Genomic DNA, 16338 nt, shown 5'->3' with positions numbered 1-16338 from the left:
GTCACCGGCGATCGCCGCGTAAAAAAATCGTCAGGCCAGATCTATATGCAAATGATAATTATTATCTATAATGTCGCCATTTTCGCTAATGGGGCAACATGATGAGATATCTGATTTTATTGGCGGCGTTGGCGCTCGGCGCCTGCAGCCAAACGCCGGTGAAGACGCCGGCCAGCGACGTCGCGAGCCTGGGGAATATCACCGATCTGCACAGCGGCGCGACCCTGACGCCCGAGCAGCTGTTGTCGCGGTTGGCGCAGCAGCCGCGGGTGATCGTCGGGGAAAAGCATGACAATCCTTACCACCATCAGATTGAGCAATGGCTGGTGCAGCAGCTGCCGCAACGGCGGCCGCAGGGCAGCGTGCTGATGGAGATGATCAACCCGAACCAGCAGGCGCAGGTCGACAAAGTCAAGCAGTGGCTGCAGAGCGATCCCACGGTGCGTGACGGCCGCGTGGCGGAGCTGATCGCCTGGCAGCCGGGCTGGAAATGGGCGCTGTATGGCGGGGTGACGATGGCGGCGATGCGCGCGCCTTACCCGCTGTGGTCGGCCAACCTGGATCGCAGCGAGATCGCGGCGTTCTATCAGCAGCCGCAGTTCCCGGCGGGGCAGCTCTCGTCGCAGCCGGCGGTGCGCAAGGCGCTGGAAGAGACTATCTGCACTTCGCACGGCGGCCAGATTGAGGCCGCGCAGCTGCATGCGATGCTGGCGATCCAGCAGCAGCGCGATAGGCGCATGGCGGAGCGCCTGCTGGCGGCGCCGACGCCCGCGCTGTTGATCGCCGGCGGTTATCACGCCGCCAAATCGGTGGGCGTGCCGCTGCACGTGCGGGATCTGCAACCGGCGGCGGCGCCGACGGTGCTGATGCTGGCGGAGCCGGGCGTACAGGTTGACGCGCACACGGCGGACTACCTGTGGATCACACCATCAGTGAAATGAATACGTTAAGACAGTGAAAAGGGGTGTTAATTATGGTTGCAAATGATTATCATTAGTAAATGTGATCTGCAATCATTCGCAATTAAGTAAGCTAATGCCCCTATGTTAAGTCAGTCTTATCCCCCTCCGGCCTTTGCGCTGCCGCAGCCGCGCTGGGCGCGCGGCTTGCTGCTCGCCCTGGCGGCGCACGCGGCGTTGGTGCTGCTGTTTTATTGGCCGCAGACGGCGCTCGAGCCGGTCGAGCTGCCGCCGCCGGCGGTGATGATGAGCTGGGCGGCGCAGATTGAAGCGCCGGAAAGCAAACCCTTGCCGCTGGGCGTGCAGCAGGCGGAATCCGCTGCGGCGCAGCCGGCGGAGCAGCAGCAACAGCCGGATCTGCCCAAGCTGGCGCGCGCCGATAAAGCGAAGATCGTGACGGCGGACAAGAAGCGCGCCGAGCACCGTCCCCCGCAAAAAGCGCAGCCGAAGCCGCAGGAACAGGCGAAAGAGACACGCAACGCCGCCGCGTCCAGCGCCGCCGCGCCGCAGGCGCAGACGCTCTCTCACCAAACCGCCGCCCCGATCAACAGCGACGCCAACAGCAACGCGCAGGCCAAGCTGTCGTGGGAGAGCCTGGTGAAAGGCAAACTGAACCGCATCAAAGAGTATCCCCTGGATGCCCGCAACCGCCGGCGCAGCGGCATGCCGCAGGTCAGTTTTAGCGTCGATGCGCAGGGGCGGGTGTCGAACGTGACCCTGCAGATCCGTTCCGGCACCGCGTCGCTGGATCGGGAAGCGGTGGCGGTGGTGTCGCGCGCGCAGCCGTTGCCGCCGCCGCCGCCGGAGATGCTGCAGCAGGGGGCCGTCAGGGTAAGGATGCCGATCGATTTCAATCTGGCGGAGCTGAATGCCCGCCGTTAATGCCCGCAGACGCGGCAGCGCCGCCGTCCGGCTCTTCAAACTTCGTGAGGGATTATGAATCCGCTGTTATTTACCCCGCGCCGTCGCATCGCGGCCGCGCTCTGGCTTTCTTTAGGCATCGCCGGCGCCGCGCTGGCGCAACCGCAGCCGCCGTTGGCGGAACGGGCGCCGAAAGCGCTGACGGCCCACGGCGAGACGCGTACCGACGATTACTACTGGCTGCGCGACGACAGCCGAAAAGAACCGAAGGTGCTGGACTACCTGAAGGCGGAAAACCGCTACACCGAGCAGATGATGGCGCCGTACCAGAAGCTGCGCGCCACGCTGTATCAGGAGATGCTGGGCCGCATGAACCCTGACGAACGTTCGGTGCCGTATCAGCTCAACGGCTATCGCTATCAGGAAAGCTACGCCGCCGGTAAAGATTTCGCGCGGTATCAGCGCCAGGCGCTCACCGCCGACGCGCCGTGGCAAACCTTACTGGACGCCAATCAGCGCGCGGCCGGCCATGCCTATTATCGCCTGGGGGCGCTGGACGTGAGCCTGGACAACCGCCGCCTGGCGGTGGCCGAAGATCTGCAGGGCCGCCGCCAATACCGCATCTCCCTGCGCGAGATAGACAGCGAACGCTGGTCGCCGGAAACGCTGGAAAACACCTCCGGCAACATGGTGTGGGCCAACGACAGCCAAACCCTGTTCTACGTGCGCAACCACCCGCAAACGCTGCTGCCGTACCAGGTCTACCGCCATCAGTACGGTACGCCGCCGGCGGAAGATAAACTGGTGTATCAGGAAAACGATCCGGCTTTCTACCTCAGCCTCGGCCGTTCTTCTTCGCGCGATTACCTGATTCTGACCATCAGCGGCAACACCACGTCCGAAGTGCGCCTGATCGACGCCAACCAGCCGCAGCGCGAGCCTCAGCTGTTCGCCGCCCGGCAAAACGGCCGCGAGTATTATCTCGATCACTACCGCGGCGAGTTCTATCTGCGTTCCAACCATCAGGATCCGAACTTCGGCCTGTACCGCACGGCGGCGGCGGGCAACCCCTGGCAGACGCTGATTGCGCCGCAGGCGCAGCATGAGGTGGAAAGCTTCAGCCTGTTCCGCGACTGGCTGGTGGTGCAGGAACGCGCCAACGGGCTGGTGCAGCTGCGGCAAATCAGCTGGGACGACAAAACCGAGCGCGCCATCCCGTTCGACGACGCCAGCTACATGGCCTGGCTGGGCTATAACCCGGAGCCGGACAGCGATCGTTTGCGCTACGGCTATTCGGCGATGACCACGCCGACCCGCACCTATGAGTGGGATCTGAACAAGGGCGAGCGCACTCTGCTCAAGCAGCAGGAAGTGAAAGGCGTCGATCCGAGCCTGTATCACAGCGAGCGCATCTGGGTCACGGCGCGCGACGGCGTGAAGGTGCCGGTCTCGCTGGTGTATCGCAAGTCGCTGTTCAAAAACGGGCATAACCCGCTGTTGGTGTACGGCTATGGCGCTTACGGCATGAGCATGGATCCGGCGTTCAGCGCCAACCGCATCAGCCTGCTGGATCGCGGCTTCGTCTATGCGCTGATCCACGTGCGCGGCGGCGGCGAACTGGGGCAGAGCTGGTACAAACAGGGCAAGCTGACGCACAAACCGAACAGCTTCAACGATTTCATCGACGCCACCCAGGCGCTGATCAACGGCGGCTACGGCCAGCCGGGGCGCATCTACGCCATGGGCGGCAGCGCCGGCGGTTTGCTGATGGGGGCGGTGATCAATCAGGCGCCGCAGCTGTACAACGCGGTGGTGGCGCAGGTGCCGTTCGTCGACGTGGTGACCACCATGCTGGACGACAGCATTCCGCTCACTACCGGCGAATACGAGGAGTGGGGCAACCCGCACCAGCCGGCCGCCTATGCGCTGATGAAGTCCTACAGCCCGTATGACAACGTGCGCAAACAGCGTTACCCGAACCTGCTGGTCACCAGCGGTTTATACGATTCGCAGGTGCAGTATTGGGAACCGGCCAAATGGGTGGCGAAGCTGCGGCGTTTCAAACAGGGCGATTCGCTGCTGCTGCTTTCCACCGACATGACCGCCGGCCACGGTGGCAAATCGGGCCGCCTGGCGCGGCTGGAAAACGGCGCGCTGGAGTACGCCTTTATTTTGGCGGCGGATCGGCAGGCGCAGAAATAACCTTCAGCGCCGCGGCACGCTGCGGCGCAATAAAACAATAACAATCTTTTACCGCGCTTTCGGCGGGCTTTTTGCTGGGCATTGTCGGCCATCAAACCTTATTGGCTATTTCTGGGGATATATGAAAATTAAAATGATAGCGAGCCTGATCGGCGCGGGACTGGTGCTGCACGGGCAGGCTGTGGCCGCGCAGGAACAGGCGGAAAACAATAAAGGCAGCGTGGCGTTCAGCCCGCTCAACGTCTCGGCCGCCGACGGCGGCAAAAGCAGCGAAAAAGAGGCGTTGGCGAGGCCGGGCGCGTTCAGCTCGCGCGACGAGAACCAAAATCTGGAGTCGGTGGACAGCATTCTGCGCAGCATGCCGGGCACCTATACCCAGATCGACCCCGGCCAGGGATCGGTCAGCGTCAATATTCGCGGCCTGAGCGGCTTCGGCCGGGTCAACACCATGGTCGACGGCATCACGCAAAACTACTACGGCAACTCCCCGAGCGATGCAGCGCACGGCGGCATGCCCACCAGCCAGTTCGGGGCGCTGATCGATCCTAACTTTATCGTCGGCGTCGATGTGGCGCGCGGCAACGCCACCGGTTCCGACGGGGTGAATGCCTTGGCGGGCAGCGCCAATTTCCGCACCATCGGCGTGGATGACGTGGTGTTTTCCGATAACCCGTTCGGCGTACGCACCAAGTTCTCGGTGGGCAATAACGGCATCGGCCGCAGCGGCATGATCGCCGTGGGCGCCAAAACTGCCGCCTTTGCCGACGGCGGCAGCCTGGGGGCGATGGCGGCGATCAGCGGCAGCTCCATCACCTCTAACTACAAAAACGGCGCCGGTTTCGACAGCGAGATGTTCAACGTCGATAAAACCTACCGCCAGAACCCGAAATCCCAGCTGTTCAAAGTGGACATCAAGCCGGATGCCTTCAACAGCATCGAACTGTCGGCGCGCAGCTACCAGAATAAAATCACCCGCCGCCACATCGACAGCGACGATTTTTACCTCAAATACCACTACGCGCCGTTCTCGGAACTGATCGATTTCAAATTGACCGCCAGCACCAGTCGCGGTGAGCAGAAGTTCATGTCCAACAACATGGCGGGGTTCAGCGACAGCACGGCGAAAAACATTTCCGATGCGCTGGATATCAACAACACCAGCCGTTTCAGCCTGCGGGATATTGATTTCGCCTTCAGCTACGGCGGCAAGCTGGTGCGCAACGAGTATAAGAAAAAGGCATCCGGGCTGGTGACGGATCAGGATCAGGCGGAAAGCATGCCGGTGGGCATTGCCGGCAAACAAGATATCTCCAGCCTGTACAGTGGGTTGCAGGCCAACTACGGCATTTGGCAGGGAAATTTCGACCTGAACTACACCGCCTATCGCCTCTCCGGCTACAAGCCGGCCTGTGATGAGCGCGTAGAGTGCTTCCCTCAGGGCGCCGGCACTATCAACCGCAACGAACACGGCTTCAACCCGTCGGTCATGCTGTCGGCGCAGGTGACGCCGTGGCTGCAGCCGTTCGTCAGCTACAGCAAGTCGATGCGCGGGCCGAATATCCAGGAAGTGTTCTTCGCCAACAGCGGCGGCCAGTCGATGAACCCGTTCCTGAAGGGTGAAAAAGCGGAGACCTGGCAGGGCGGGTTCAACGCCAATGCCCACGATCTGTTGTTCAAGCAGGACAGCTTCCAACTGAAAGCGGTCTATTTCGAAACCAAGCTCAAAAACTACATATCCAGCCAAACCTACCTGGTGTGTAAAAACCGTCAGAAGTGCAACCGTTCGCAGGCGACGCAGGAAGAGTGGGATAACGCGGACATCAACGTCAGCATGACCATGTACAGCAATGCTCCCGATCCGGTCAAAACGCGCGGGGTGGAGCTTGAAGCGCTGTACGACGCCGGTTTCGCCTTCACCAAACTGTCGTTAAGCAAGGAGCATACCTCCCAGCCGACCAACCAGGCCAGCAACGTATTCGGCGCGGGCGATATCAGCGAGCTGCCGGAATTCTACTTCACGCTGGACAGCGGGGTGCGCCTGCTGGACGAAAAACTGACGCTGGGCGGGGTGGTGAAATACACCGGCAAGTCGGTGCGCCTGTCGCCGGACTCTGATTACGATGAGAATGAGCAGTTGCTGAAGGAGCCGGCGCCGCATATTCCGACCATTATCGATCTGTACGGCACCTATCAGGTGAATCGCAATCTGCTGCTGAAGCTCAGCGTGCAAAACCTGATGGACAGAGACTATTCGGACGCGCTGAACAAAATGAACTCGCTGCCGTCGCAGTCGCAGTATGAGACGCCGACCAACACCGCCCGTGGGCGGACTTATATCTTCGGCGGGGAGGTGCGCTTCTAAACCGCAGCAGAGCAGGGCGCAGTCACTGCGCCCGTTTCGCCTGCAGCAGCCATTTGTCCAGCTCGTTGGCGAACTGCTGGCGGTCGCGCTGGTTCAGGGCGTTCGGGCCGCCGGTCTGAATGCCGCTGGCGCGCAGGGTATCCATAAAATCGCGCATGTTGAGGCGCTCGCGAATGGTGTCCGGCGTATAGCGTTCGCCGCGCGGGTTCAGCGCCACCGCGCCTTTCTCAATCACCTCCGCCGCCAGCGGAATGTCGGCGGTGATCACCAGATCGCCCGCTTCGCAGCGGCGCACGATCTCGTTATCGGCCACGTCGAAGCCGGCCGCCACCTGCAGCGAACGGATGTACTTCGACGGCGGCGTGCGCAGCGGTTGGTTCGCCACCAGCGTCACGGTGATGGCGGTGCGATCGGCGGCGCGGAACAGCACTTCCTTGATCACGTTCGGACAGGCGTCCGCATCGACCCAAATCTGCATCATTTCGTCTCCCGCAGCCAGTCGCGCACCGGCAGGAAATCGCGCGCCAGCGCCGCTTCCGGGCTGTCGGCGTCCGGCTGGTAGTTATATTCCCAACGCACCAACGGCGGCATCGACATCAGGATGGACTCGGTGCGCCCGCCGGTTTGTAGCCCGAACAGCGTGCCGCGATCCCACACCAGGTTGAACTCCACATAGCGGCCGCGGCGATACAGCTGGAACTGGCGCTCGCGCTCGCCCCAGGTCAAGGCCTTGCGTTTTTCGACAATCGGCAGGTAGGCGTCGAGGAAGCCCTGGCCCACCGCGCGGGTGAAGGCGAAACAATGGTCGAAATCCGGGGTGTTAAGATCGTCGTAGAACAGGCCGCCGATGCCGCGCGCTTCGTTGCGATGCTTGATGAAAAAGTAATCGTCGCACCACTGTTTATATTTGGGGTAGACCTCGTCGCCGAACGGCGCGCACAGCTCGGCCGCGGTGCGGTGCCAGTGCACGGCATCCTCTGCGAAACCGTAGAACGGCGTCAGGTCAAAACCGCCGCCGAACCACCACACCGGCGCTTCGCCCGGCTTTTCAGCGATGAAAAAGCGTACGTTGGCGTGGCTGGTGGGCACGTAGGGGCTGAGCGGATGGATAACCAGGGAGACGCCCATCGCCTGGAAGCTGCGCCCGGCCAGTTCCGGACGGTGCGCGGTCGCCGAGGCCGGCAGGGTGGCGCCGGAGACGTGCGAGAAGTTGACCCCCGCCTGTTCGAACACCGCGCCGTTGGTCAGCACGCGGCTGCGGCCACCGCCGCCTTCTTCACGCGTCCATTGGTCTTCGGTGAACACGGCGCCGCCATCGGCCTGGGCGAGCTGCGCGCAGATATGATCCTGCAGCGCCAGCAGGAAGGATTTTACTTCAGCGATGTTAGGTAAACTCATGCGGGGTCTTTATAGCGTCTGGCTGAACAAGGCGCTGAGTATACTCTTATTCGCCGCCCGCGGCATCAGCGGGGTTTGCGTTGGTGTGCGTCGAAGTAGTCGAAGAAGTTGACGATGCCGTCCGCGATGGCGCGGGCGATTTTCTCGCGAAACGCGGTGGTGCCCAGCAGTCGTTCTTCGTTCGGGTTGGTGATGAACGAGGTTTCTACCAGCACCGAGGGGATGGACGGGGATTTCAGCACCGCGAACGCCGCCTGTTCGGTGCTGTCGCTGTGCAGATGGTGTACCGGACGAATTTGGCCGAGCACGTGGCGGCCGAGCGTCAGGCTGTTGTTGATGGTGTCGGTTTGCACCAGATCGAACAGCACCTGCTGCAGGTAGTTGTCCTGATCCTTGTATTTGCCGCCCGCTACGTCGTCGGCGGCGTTTTCACGGTTGGACAGGTAGCGCGCCATGGCGCTGCTGGCGCCGCGGTTGGAGAGGGCGAATACCGAAGCGCCGGAGGCCGACGGGCTGGTAAAACCGTCGGCGTGAATGGAAATGAACAGATCGGCCTGGTGCTGGTGGGCGATCTCCACCCGCTGGAACAGCGGAATGAATTCGTCTTCTTCGCGCGTCAGGCGCGCCTCGATGTGATCGTGCTCATGCAGGAAACGGCGCACGTGGTTGGCGATTTCCAGCACAATGTGTTTTTCCTGCGAACCTTCGTGGCCGACCGCGCCGGAGTCGATTCCGCCGTGGCCGGGATCGATCATCACCCGCTTTTTGCCGCCGGCCGGTTTCGCCGCCGGTTTGCTGTGCTGATTGCGCAGCATGCCTTCCGCCTTGGCGCTTGGGTTTTTCACGCCGAACAGCGCTACCGCCAGGCCGGAAAGCAACAGTTGGCGTCGCGTCGGGGAAACGGCAAGCGGCTTAAAATTGAGGAATTGTTTACCCTGCTTTTTCATTACGCAACGCTCCATCGACGATTCTATTTCGCGACGTTATATCGTATTGATAATCATTAATCGACCCGATAACTATTTCCATTTATTACGCCTGTTACCGGCGATTTCGGGGCAAATAGCGCGGTAAATCGCAGTTTGATATTGCGTAAGTGAATAATCACGCGATAATCAGATAAACACCTTAATTAACAGCGGCCAACATCGATGGAAATTCGCGTATTTCGACAAGACGACTTTGAAGAAGTCATTACCCTGTGGGAGCGCTGCGATCTGCTGCGGCCCTGGAACGATCCGGAAATGGACATCGAGCGCAAGCTGAACCACGATCCTGAGCTGTTCCTGGTGGCGGAAGTCGGCGGCGAAGTGGTCGGTTCGGTGATGGGCGGCTATGACGGCCACCGCGGCTCGGCGTATTACCTCGGGGTGCATCCCGACTATCGTGGGCGCGGCATCGCCAATGCGTTGATCAATCGTCTGGAGAAGAAGCTGATCGCTCGCGGCTGCCCGAAGATCCAGATTATGGTGCGCGAAGACAACGACACGGTGGTTGAGATGTACGAGAAGCTCGGCTACGAGATCCAGGGCATCACCAGCCTGGGCAAGCGGCTGATCGAAGATCAGGAATATTGATCGAGCGGCGGGCGGCGGCGTTGCCCCGCCCGCCGCAACGCATTACGGCAGCTTTTTGACGGTTTTCACGTCCACTTCGACGCTGCTCCAGTCTTTATCCACTTTGCCTTCCAACTGCACTTTGTCTTTCGGCGTGACGGTTTGGCCGTTCCAGCGCTTGCGATCGATCTCGACCGTCAGCGTGCCGGTGGCGTCGCGGAAGGTGTAGGTATCGTCGCCGATGCGCTGCTCGATGTTGCCTTGCAGCATCACCCAGGTGTCGTCGCTCAGCGATTTCACCTTGTCCACGGTGGTCAGCGCCGCGCTGGGGCCGGAGAAACCACCTTGTGCGGTGGTTTGCGTTTGAGCCTGCGGCGCGGCCGGATCGAGGAACCCGCCTTGTTGCGCCAGTACCGGTGCGCTGCACAGCGCGATCAGAGCGGCCAGAGTCAGTTTTTTCATGTTGCGCTTCCTTATCGTTATCGAAAATCACATCCCGCTGATATCGGGGGCTTGCTAAGTGATAAGGATTAAAACACACCGATCTTAAGAGCTTCTTAAGCCGACGCATTGAAATTCCCATCGTCGGCGCCCATCTGTAGCCATAGTCTTTATTCTGTTGGCAAGGAACGAGCGTTGAAGCCATTCTCACCCCGGTTTTCCCCGGACGATTACGATCAGCACGGCGCGCTGCGGCTGCCGCTGGGATTTTGGGCCGTGCTGATTTTGCAGGCGCGCACCTGGCTGTTGTTCGTGATGGCCGGCGCTTCGCGCGAGCAGGGCGAAAGCTTGTTGGCGTTGTTTTATCCGGATACCCAACGCTTTTGGTTCGGCATGCTGCTCGGTCTGCCGGCGGCGCTGGCGTTTTTGCTGAGCGGCCGTCGCCACCAATGGCCGCGGCTGTGGCGCGGTTGGCGCTGGGGGCTGGCTGTCTCGCTGCTGGCGTCGTTCGGCGGCTCGCTGTTCAGCCTGTGGCGCCAGGACGGCGATGCGCCGGGGCTGGAGCTGACGTTGGCGCTGCTCGACGCGCTGGCGCTGAGCTATCTGCTGCTGAATGCGCGTCTGAAAGCCTGTTTCGCGCCGGCGGAGCGCGCCGACTAATTGCCGAGAAGTGCGGCACTTTTCGCATTTTCCGCACTCCAAGCTGGCAACCGTTGGCGTAGTGCGGGCCGTTGTGAGAGGCTGGCACGCAGCAAAACGCCGAATGCGGCAGGAGCGGGTGACCCGCCCCGTGCCATTGATGTCTAAGGAGCTAGAGATGAATATTCGCCCCCTGTTGTTAGGGCTTCCGCTGTTACTGACCGGCTGTTCGAGCATGTCCAACTTCTCCTGGTCCAGCCTGTCGCCGTTCAACTGGTTCGGCAGCAGCCTGGAAGTCGGCGCCAAGGGCGTCGGCAAGCTCAACGCCGGCACGCCGATGTCGGAAAGCGCCATCAACGACGGGCTGGACGGCAACTACCGCCTGCGCGGCGGCATGGCGACCAACAACGGCCAGATCGTCTCTTATTATCAGGCGCTGTCCGGCGACGAGGTGAAGCTGGTGATCACCGGCGAACCGAAAGGGCGCCTGCAGCGGGTGGACGTGCTGGATCCGAAAGTGGCGACGGAGTGGGGCAACAAGCTCGGCACGCCGTTCGGCGACATGTACAGCAAGGCGTTTGGCTCCTGTAAGCCGGGCAGCGGCGAAGACGCCGGTAAAGTGGAGTGCGTGGCGGAGCAGAGCAAATACGTCACCTACATCTTCAGCGGCAAGTGGGCCGGAGCGCAGGATATCATCCCGCCGGACGACACCCTGAAAAGCTGGACGGTCAGCAAAATCATTTGGCACGCCAAGCCGCAGCAGTAACGCGTTCAACGGGCGCCGGTTCCCGGCGCCTGCTTGTCCAAATCATTACCCCTATTTTCTTTGCGCTGCTGCAAGGCAATCGCCTGTGCTTGCGGTATGATAGCGCGCGTTTGTAACAGGGACCCCGCGCGTCAACCGCCATACCTTACCTGTTGCCGGATTCTGGTATTGAGGATAACAACATGACACAGGTTCAGAGCGGCATTCTGCTGGAGCACTGCCGTTTCGCCATTTTTATGGAAGCCAGCGTACAGGGCGAATTCGCCGATTTGCGCCAGGGCTGCAAACAGTTTTGTCAGACGCTGAGCGAGCTGCAGCAGCAGTTCCCCGATGCGCGCCTCGGCGCGGTGATCGCTTTCGGCTACGACGTCTGGCACGATCTCTCCAGCGGCCAGGGCGCGAAAGAGCTGAAGCCATTCACGCCGCTCGGCAAAGGGCTGGCGCCGGCCACCCAGCGCGATATGCTGATCCACATCCAGTCGCTGCGCCACGACGTCAACTTCACGCTGGCGCAGGCCGCGCTGGCGGCGTTCGGCAACGTCATCAAGATTGAGGAAGAAACCCACGGTTTCCGCTGGGTGGAAGAGCGCGATCTGAGCGGCTTCATCGACGGCACCGAAAACCCGCAGGGCGACCAACGCCCGGCAGTGGCGACGATCGCCGAAGGTAAAGAGGACGCTGGTGGCAGCTACGTGCTGGTGCAACGCTACGAGCACAACCTGCGCCAGTGGCAGCGCTTTACCACCGAACAGCAGGAGCAGATCATCGGCCGCACCAAGCACGACAGCGAAGAGCTGCCGGCGGATCGGCGCCCGGATACCTCCCACGTCAGCCGCGTCGATCTGAAAGAGAACGGCAAAGGCCTGAAAATTCTGCGCCAGAGCCTGCCTTACGGCACCGCCAGCGGCAAGCACGGCCTGTTCTTCATCGCCTATTGCGCGCGCCTGCACAATATCGAGCAGCAACTGCTGAGCATGTTCGGCGATCTGGACGGCAAACGCGACGCGATGCTGCGTTTCAGCCGTGCGGTCACCGGCAGCTACTACTTTGCGCCATCGCTGACGCGCTTGCTGTCACTTTGACGCCGTTGCCGAAGCCGGCGCGTCCGGCTTCGGTCTGTTTTCCCGCCCCAAAACGCCTCGCATTTCCTGCCTTATAGCGTTTGATGCTTGTAAATCACTAAACGGTATATAAAAGCGTTACAGCTCCGCACCGAGTTATAAATACACTGGTCGTCAATAAGGCGAAAGCCTGAAGGAATGACTCAGTGATAAGGTGCAGAATGAAACAAAACCGGGTTAAAAATCTCGTGCTGAAAGGTTGGCTGGCGGCTGCGCTGTTGGCGAGCGGCGCCGCGTCGGCGGCGGAATTGCTGAACAGCTCTTATGACGTTTCCCGTGAATTGTTCGTCGCGCTGAATCCCGGCTTTGAACAGCAATGGAATCAGCAGCATCCGAATGACAAGCTGACCATCAAACAATCGCACGCCGGCTCGTCGAAGCAGGCGTTGGCGATCCTGCAGGGCCTGCGCGCCGACGTGGTGACCTACAACCAGGTCACCGACGTGCAGATCCTGCACGATCGCGGGCAGCTGATCCCGGCGGACTGGCAGTCGCGTCTGCCGAACAACAGCTCGCCGTTCTATTCCACCATGGCGTTTCTGGTGCGCAAGGACAACCCGAAGGGTATCCACACCTGGAACGATCTGGTGCGTGACGATGTGAAACTGGTGTTCCCGAACCCGAAAACCTCCGGCAACGGCCGTTACACCTATCTGGCCGCCTGGGGCGCCGCCAGCCAGGCCGACGGCAACGATGCGGACAAGACCCGCGCCTTCATGACCCGTTTCCTGAAAAACGTGTTGGTGTTCGATACCGGCGGCCGCGGCGCGACCACCACCTTCGTCGAGCGCGGTTTGGGCGACGTGCTGATCAGCTTCGAGTCCGAAGTGAACAACATCCGCAAGCAATACGGTGAAGACAAGTACGACGTGATCGTGCCGCCGGTCGATATTCTGGCGGAGTTCCCGGTGGCCTGGGTCGACAAAAACGTCGCGCGCAACGGCACCGAACAGGCGGCCAAAGCCTATCTGAACTATCTCTACAGCCCGGCGGCGCAGCAGGTGATCACCAGTTTCTACTACCGCGTGTATGACCAGAAAGCGATGGCGGCGGCCAAGGGGCAATTCCCGGACACCCAACTGTTCCGCGTGGAAGATCAATTCGGCGGCTGGCCGCAGGTGATGAAAACCCACTTCGCCACCGGCGGCGAGCTGGATCAGCTGTTAGCGGCAGGGCGCAAGTAAATGTTGGCGTTGTCGTCCAGTAAGCGGGTGCTGCCCGGATTTGGCCTCAGCCTCGGCAGCAGCCTGTTTTATACCTGTTTGATTCTGCTGCTGCCGCTCAGTGCGCTGGTGATGCAGCTGGCGCAGATGAGCCTGGCGCAATATTGGGAAGTGATTTCCAACCCGCAGGTGGTGGCGGCGTATAAAGTGACGCTGCTGGCGGCCGCTGTCGCCAGCCTGTTCAATGCGGTGTTCGGCATGCTGATGGCCTGGATCCTGACGCGCTACCGCTTTCCCGGCCGTGCGCTGCTGGATGGCCTGATCGACCTGCCGTTCGCGCTGCCGACGGCGGTAGCCGGCCTGACGCTGGCCGGTCTGTTTTCCACCACGGGCTGGTACGGGCAGTGGCTGGCGCACTTCGACATCAAGGTCACCTTCACCTGGCTTGGGATCGCGGTGGCGATGGCGTTCACCAGTCTGCCGTTTGTGGTGCGTACCGTGCAGCCGGTGCTGGAAGAGTTAGGGCCGGAGTACGAAGAGGCGGCCGAGACGCTGGGCGCCACGCGCTGGCAGAGTTTTCGTCGCGTCGTGCTGCCTGAAGTGGCGCCGGCGCTGCTGGCCGGCACCGCCATTTCCTTTACCCGCAGTCTGGGCGAGTTCGGGGCGGTGATTTTCATCGCCGGCAACATCGCCTGGAAGACGGAAGTGACCTCGCTGATGATTTTTGTGCGTTTGCAGGAGTTCGATTATCCGGCGGCCAGCGCCATCGCCTCGGTGATCCTGGCGGCGTCGCTGCTGCTGCTGTTCAGCATTAACGTATTGCAAAGCCGCTTCGGCAGACGTTTGGGAGGAGGGCACTGATGGCTGATATTTCCGCCTTCAACGGCGCCGAGCGCCCGCGCGTTAACTGGGGCAAGTGGACGCTGATCGCCATCGGCACGCTGTTTTCGGCGCTGCTGCTGGTGGTGCCGATGATATCGATTTTCGCCGAGGCCTTCTCCAAAGGATTCGGCGCGATGTGGAGCAATTTGCTCGATCCGGACATGCTGCACGCCATTTGGCTGACGGTCCTGATCGCGCTGATCACCGTGCCGTTCAACCTGGTGTTCGGCACGTTGCTGGCGTGGCTGGTGACGCGTTTTACCTTCCCCGGCCGCCAGCTGCTGCTGACGCTGATCGATATCCCGTTCGCCGTTTCACCGGTGGTGGCGGGGCTGATTTATCTGCTGTTTTACGGCAGCAACGGCCTGCTGGGCGGCTGGCTGGATGCGCATAACATTCAGGTGATGTTCTCCTGGCCGGGCATGGTGCTGGTGACCATTTTCGTCACTTGTCCCTTCGTGGTGCGCGAACTGGTGCCGATGATGCTCAGCCAGGGCAGCCAGGAAGATGAGGCCGCCATTCTGCTGGGAGCGTCCGGCTGGCAAATGTTCCGCCGCGTGACGCTGCCCAACATTCGCTGGGCGCTGCTGTACGGCGTGGTGCTGACCAACGCGCGCGCCATCGGTGAGTTCGGCGCGGTGTCGGTGGTGTCCGGTTCGATTCGCGGCGAAACCTACAGCCTGCCGCTGCAGGTCGAGCTGTTGCAGCAGGATTACAACACCGTCGGGGCCTTTACCGCCGCGGCCCTGTTGACCCTGATGGCGATCGTTACCCTATTTTTGAAGAGCGCGCTGCAGTGGCGTCTGGAACGTCAAAACGCGCGTCTCGAGCGGGAGGAAAATCATGAGCATTGAGATTAACGGCATCAACAAGTCCTTCGGTCGCACCAAGGTATTGAACGATATCTCGCTCGATATTGCTTCCGGCGAAATGGTGGCGCTGCTCGGGCCGTCCGGTTCCGGCAAGACCACGCTGCTGCGCATCATCGCCGGGCTGGAAAGCCAGAGCGGCGGCAAGCTGGGCTTCCACGGCACCGACGTCAGCCACATGCACGCGCGCGACAGGCGCGTGGGCTTCGTATTTCAGCACTATGCGCTGTTCCGCCACATGACGGTGTTCGATAACATCGCCTTCGGCCTGACCGTGCTGCCGCGCCGTGAGCGCCCGAACGCCGCGGCGATCAAACAGAAAGTCACTCAGCTGCTGGAAATGGTGCAGCTGGGCCACCTGGCTACCCGCTATCCGTCGCAGCTGTCCGGCGGCCAGAAACAGCGCGTGGCGCTGGCGCGCGCCCTGGCGGTGGAACCGCAGATTCTGCTGCTGGATGAACCGTTCGGCGCGCTGGATGCGCAGGTGCGCAAAGAGCTGCGCCGCTGGCTGCGTCAGCTGCATGAAGAGCTGAAATTCACCAGCGTGTTCGTCACCCACGATCAGGAAGAGGCGATGGAAGTGGCCGACCGCATCGTGGTGATGAGCCAGGGCAATATCGAACAGGTCGGGTCGCCGGTCGACATCATGCGCGAACCGGCGAGCCGCTTTGTGCTGGAATTCATGGGGGAAGTGAACCGCCTGAACGGCGAAATTCGCGGCTCCCAGCTGTTCGTCGGCGCGCATCAGTGGCCGTTGTCGTTCCAGCCGATGCACCAGGGCAGCGTCGATCTGTTCCTGCGCCCGTGGGAAATGGAAGTGGCGACCGAAAGCAGCGAACGTTGCCCGCTACCGGTTCAGGTGCTGGAAGTCAGTCCGCGCGGCCATTTCTGGCAGTTGACGGTGCAGCCGATCGGCTGGCACCAGGAACCGATCAGCGTGGTGCTGCCGGAAGGCAACGCCACGCCGGTGCGCGGCGGCCGTTATTACGTCGGCAGCCTCAATGCGCGGCTGTATGCCGGCGATCAACTGCTGCAACCTGTTGCGTTAGCCAAAAGCGCCTGATAGGTTTTAGCAGCCCTTTATTCAAGGCAACCCCAGGGTTGCCTTTTTACTTTACG

16 protein-coding genes are annotated in these 16338 nt (G+C 61.4%); 12 read left to right on the top strand and 4 right to left on the bottom strand.

All coding sequences use genetic code 11. The annotated features are described in order from the left end of the window. The first annotated feature begins 101 nt into the window (after nucleotides 1–101). The 4 genes from ACJ8IP_RS09535 (at nucleotide 102) to ACJ8IP_RS09520 (ending at nucleotide 6384) form a co-directional block, all read left to right on the top strand. On the top strand, nucleotides 102–941 hold the full coding sequence (locus ACJ8IP_RS09535; protein WP_164107375.1) for a ChaN family lipoprotein: 840 nt from the start codon (nucleotides 102–104) through the stop codon (nucleotides 939–941). A gap of 102 nt (nucleotides 942–1043) precedes the next feature. Beyond that, nucleotides 1044–1841: an energy transducer TonB family protein gene (locus tag ACJ8IP_RS09530; RefSeq protein WP_094143245.1), complete on the top strand. Its 798-nt coding sequence runs from the start codon at nucleotides 1044–1046 to the stop codon at nucleotides 1839–1841. 54 nt (nucleotides 1842–1895) lie between these two features. Next, entirely contained in the window at nucleotides 1896–4022 is a 2127-nt protein-coding gene (locus tag ACJ8IP_RS09525; protein ID WP_164107359.1) for a S9 family peptidase, read from the top strand. A 121-nt stretch (nucleotides 4023–4143) separates the two neighbouring features. Further along, the gene (locus ACJ8IP_RS09520; protein ID WP_164107357.1) at nucleotides 4144–6384 is read left to right on the top strand and encodes a TonB-dependent receptor domain-containing protein; all 2241 of its coding nucleotides are present in this window, start codon (nucleotides 4144–4146) and stop codon (nucleotides 6382–6384) included. Between the two features lie 22 nt (nucleotides 6385–6406). On the opposite strand, the gene ACJ8IP_RS09515 is transcribed toward ACJ8IP_RS09520, so the two are convergent. From ACJ8IP_RS09515 to amiA, 3 genes are all read right to left on the bottom strand, one after another. Then, nucleotides 6407–6862 (bottom strand): YaiI/YqxD family protein, encoded by a 456-nt coding sequence (locus tag ACJ8IP_RS09515; protein WP_004936514.1) that lies wholly within the window; start codon nucleotides 6860–6862, stop codon nucleotides 6407–6409. Then, nucleotides 6862–7782, bottom strand: coding sequence for an oxygen-dependent coproporphyrinogen oxidase (hemF, locus tag ACJ8IP_RS09510; RefSeq protein ID WP_069100654.1), 921 nt, complete (start codon nucleotides 7780–7782; stop codon nucleotides 6862–6864). Before hemF ends, ACJ8IP_RS09515 begins: the two co-directional genes overlap by 1 nt. 65 nt (nucleotides 7783–7847) lie before the next feature. Beyond that, nucleotides 7848–8729, bottom strand: coding sequence for an N-acetylmuramoyl-L-alanine amidase AmiA (gene amiA / locus ACJ8IP_RS09505; protein WP_033652564.1), 882 nt, complete (start codon nucleotides 8727–8729; stop codon nucleotides 7848–7850). 204 nt (nucleotides 8730–8933) lie between these two features. Between amiA and ACJ8IP_RS09500 the strand changes: the two genes are divergently transcribed. Next, nucleotides 8934–9359: a GNAT family acetyltransferase gene (locus ACJ8IP_RS09500; protein ID WP_004936504.1), complete on the top strand. Its 426-nt coding sequence runs from the start codon at nucleotides 8934–8936 to the stop codon at nucleotides 9357–9359. A gap of 42 nt (nucleotides 9360–9401) precedes the next feature. Here ACJ8IP_RS09500 and ACJ8IP_RS09495 read toward each other — a convergent pair whose 3' ends face one another. Then, complete coding sequence (locus ACJ8IP_RS09495) at nucleotides 9402–9800, bottom strand: YgiW/YdeI family stress tolerance OB fold protein (RefSeq protein ID WP_016926776.1); 399 nt, start codon at nucleotides 9798–9800, stop codon at nucleotides 9402–9404. Nucleotides 9801–9974: 174 nt separating this feature from the next. Here ACJ8IP_RS09495 and ACJ8IP_RS09490 point away from each other — a divergent pair, with 174 nt between their 5' ends. The 7 genes from ACJ8IP_RS09490 to cysA all read left to right on the top strand — a co-directional run bounded on the left by ACJ8IP_RS09490 (nucleotide 9975) and on the right by cysA (nucleotide 16282). Beyond that, entirely contained in the window at nucleotides 9975–10439 is a 465-nt protein-coding gene (locus ACJ8IP_RS09490; protein ID WP_072627209.1) for a DUF2919 domain-containing protein, read from the top strand. 157 nt (nucleotides 10440–10596) lie between these two features. Next, the gene (locus ACJ8IP_RS09485) at nucleotides 10597–11184 is read left to right on the top strand and encodes an RpoE-regulated lipoprotein (RefSeq protein ID WP_004936494.1); all 588 of its coding nucleotides are present in this window, start codon (nucleotides 10597–10599) and stop codon (nucleotides 11182–11184) included. 182 nt (nucleotides 11185–11366) lie between these two features. Next, the gene (locus tag ACJ8IP_RS09480) at nucleotides 11367–12266 is read left to right on the top strand and encodes a Dyp-type peroxidase (protein ID WP_198793266.1); all 900 of its coding nucleotides are present in this window, start codon (nucleotides 11367–11369) and stop codon (nucleotides 12264–12266) included. Nucleotides 12267–12466: 200 nt separating this feature from the next. Further along, on the top strand, nucleotides 12467–13489 hold the full coding sequence (locus tag ACJ8IP_RS09475) for a sulfate ABC transporter substrate-binding protein (RefSeq protein WP_164107353.1): 1023 nt from the start codon (nucleotides 12467–12469) through the stop codon (nucleotides 13487–13489). After that, nucleotides 13490–14329, top strand: coding sequence for a sulfate/thiosulfate ABC transporter permease CysT (cysT, locus tag ACJ8IP_RS09470; RefSeq protein ID WP_164107351.1), 840 nt, complete (start codon nucleotides 13490–13492; stop codon nucleotides 14327–14329). Then, on the top strand, nucleotides 14329–15204 hold the full coding sequence (gene cysW / locus ACJ8IP_RS09465; RefSeq protein ID WP_033643966.1) for a sulfate/thiosulfate ABC transporter permease CysW: 876 nt from the start codon (nucleotides 14329–14331) through the stop codon (nucleotides 15202–15204). Before cysT ends, cysW begins: the two co-directional genes overlap by 1 nt. After that, entirely contained in the window at nucleotides 15194–16282 is a 1089-nt protein-coding gene (gene cysA, locus ACJ8IP_RS09460; RefSeq protein ID WP_033643965.1) for a sulfate/thiosulfate ABC transporter ATP-binding protein CysA, read from the top strand. Before cysW ends, cysA begins: the two co-directional genes overlap by 11 nt. Nucleotides 16283–16338: the final 56 nt, after the last annotated feature.

Source organism: Serratia sp. CY52157 (assembly GCF_052168495.1).
GTDB classification, from domain to species: domain Bacteria; phylum Pseudomonadota; class Gammaproteobacteria; order Enterobacterales; family Enterobacteriaceae; genus Serratia; species Serratia ureilytica.
The sequence above is the reverse complement of the archived record's forward strand: the minus strand, read 5'-3'. Positions and strand labels throughout refer to the sequence as shown.

Bases quoted from the DNA above. Each gene is read 5' to 3' on its own strand.
- ACJ8IP_RS09535 (WP_164107375.1), top strand. From the start codon at position 102: ATGAGATATCTGATTTTATTGGCGGCGTTGGCGCTCGGCGCCTGCAGC.
- ACJ8IP_RS09530 (WP_094143245.1), top strand. From the start codon at position 1,044: ATGTTAAGTCAGTCTTATCCCCCTCCGGCCTTTGCGCTGCCGCAGCCG.
- ACJ8IP_RS09525 (WP_164107359.1), top strand. From the start codon at position 1,896: ATGAATCCGCTGTTATTTACCCCGCGCCGTCGCATCGCGGCCGCGCTC.
- ACJ8IP_RS09520 (WP_164107357.1), top strand. From the start codon at position 4,144: ATGAAAATTAAAATGATAGCGAGCCTGATCGGCGCGGGACTGGTGCTG.
- ACJ8IP_RS09515 (WP_004936514.1), bottom strand. From the start codon at position 6,862: ATGCAGATTTGGGTCGATGCGGACGCCTGTCCGAACGTGATCAAGGAA.
- hemF (WP_069100654.1), bottom strand. From the start codon at position 7,782: ATGAGTTTACCTAACATCGCTGAAGTAAAATCCTTCCTGCTGGCGCTG.
- amiA (WP_033652564.1), bottom strand. From the start codon at position 8,729: ATGAAAAAGCAGGGTAAACAATTCCTCAATTTTAAGCCGCTTGCCGTT.
- ACJ8IP_RS09500 (WP_004936504.1), top strand. From the start codon at position 8,934: ATGGAAATTCGCGTATTTCGACAAGACGACTTTGAAGAAGTCATTACC.
- ACJ8IP_RS09495 (WP_016926776.1), bottom strand. From the start codon at position 9,800: ATGAAAAAACTGACTCTGGCCGCTCTGATCGCGCTGTGCAGCGCACCG.
- ACJ8IP_RS09485 (WP_004936494.1), top strand. From the start codon at position 10,597: ATGAATATTCGCCCCCTGTTGTTAGGGCTTCCGCTGTTACTGACCGGC.
- ACJ8IP_RS09480 (WP_198793266.1), top strand. From the start codon at position 11,367: ATGACACAGGTTCAGAGCGGCATTCTGCTGGAGCACTGCCGTTTCGCC.
- ACJ8IP_RS09475 (WP_164107353.1), top strand. From the start codon at position 12,467: ATGAAACAAAACCGGGTTAAAAATCTCGTGCTGAAAGGTTGGCTGGCG.
- cysT (WP_164107351.1), top strand. From the start codon at position 13,490: ATGTTGGCGTTGTCGTCCAGTAAGCGGGTGCTGCCCGGATTTGGCCTC.
- cysW (WP_033643966.1), top strand. From the start codon at position 14,329: ATGGCTGATATTTCCGCCTTCAACGGCGCCGAGCGCCCGCGCGTTAAC.
- cysA (WP_033643965.1), top strand. From the start codon at position 15,194: ATGAGCATTGAGATTAACGGCATCAACAAGTCCTTCGGTCGCACCAAG.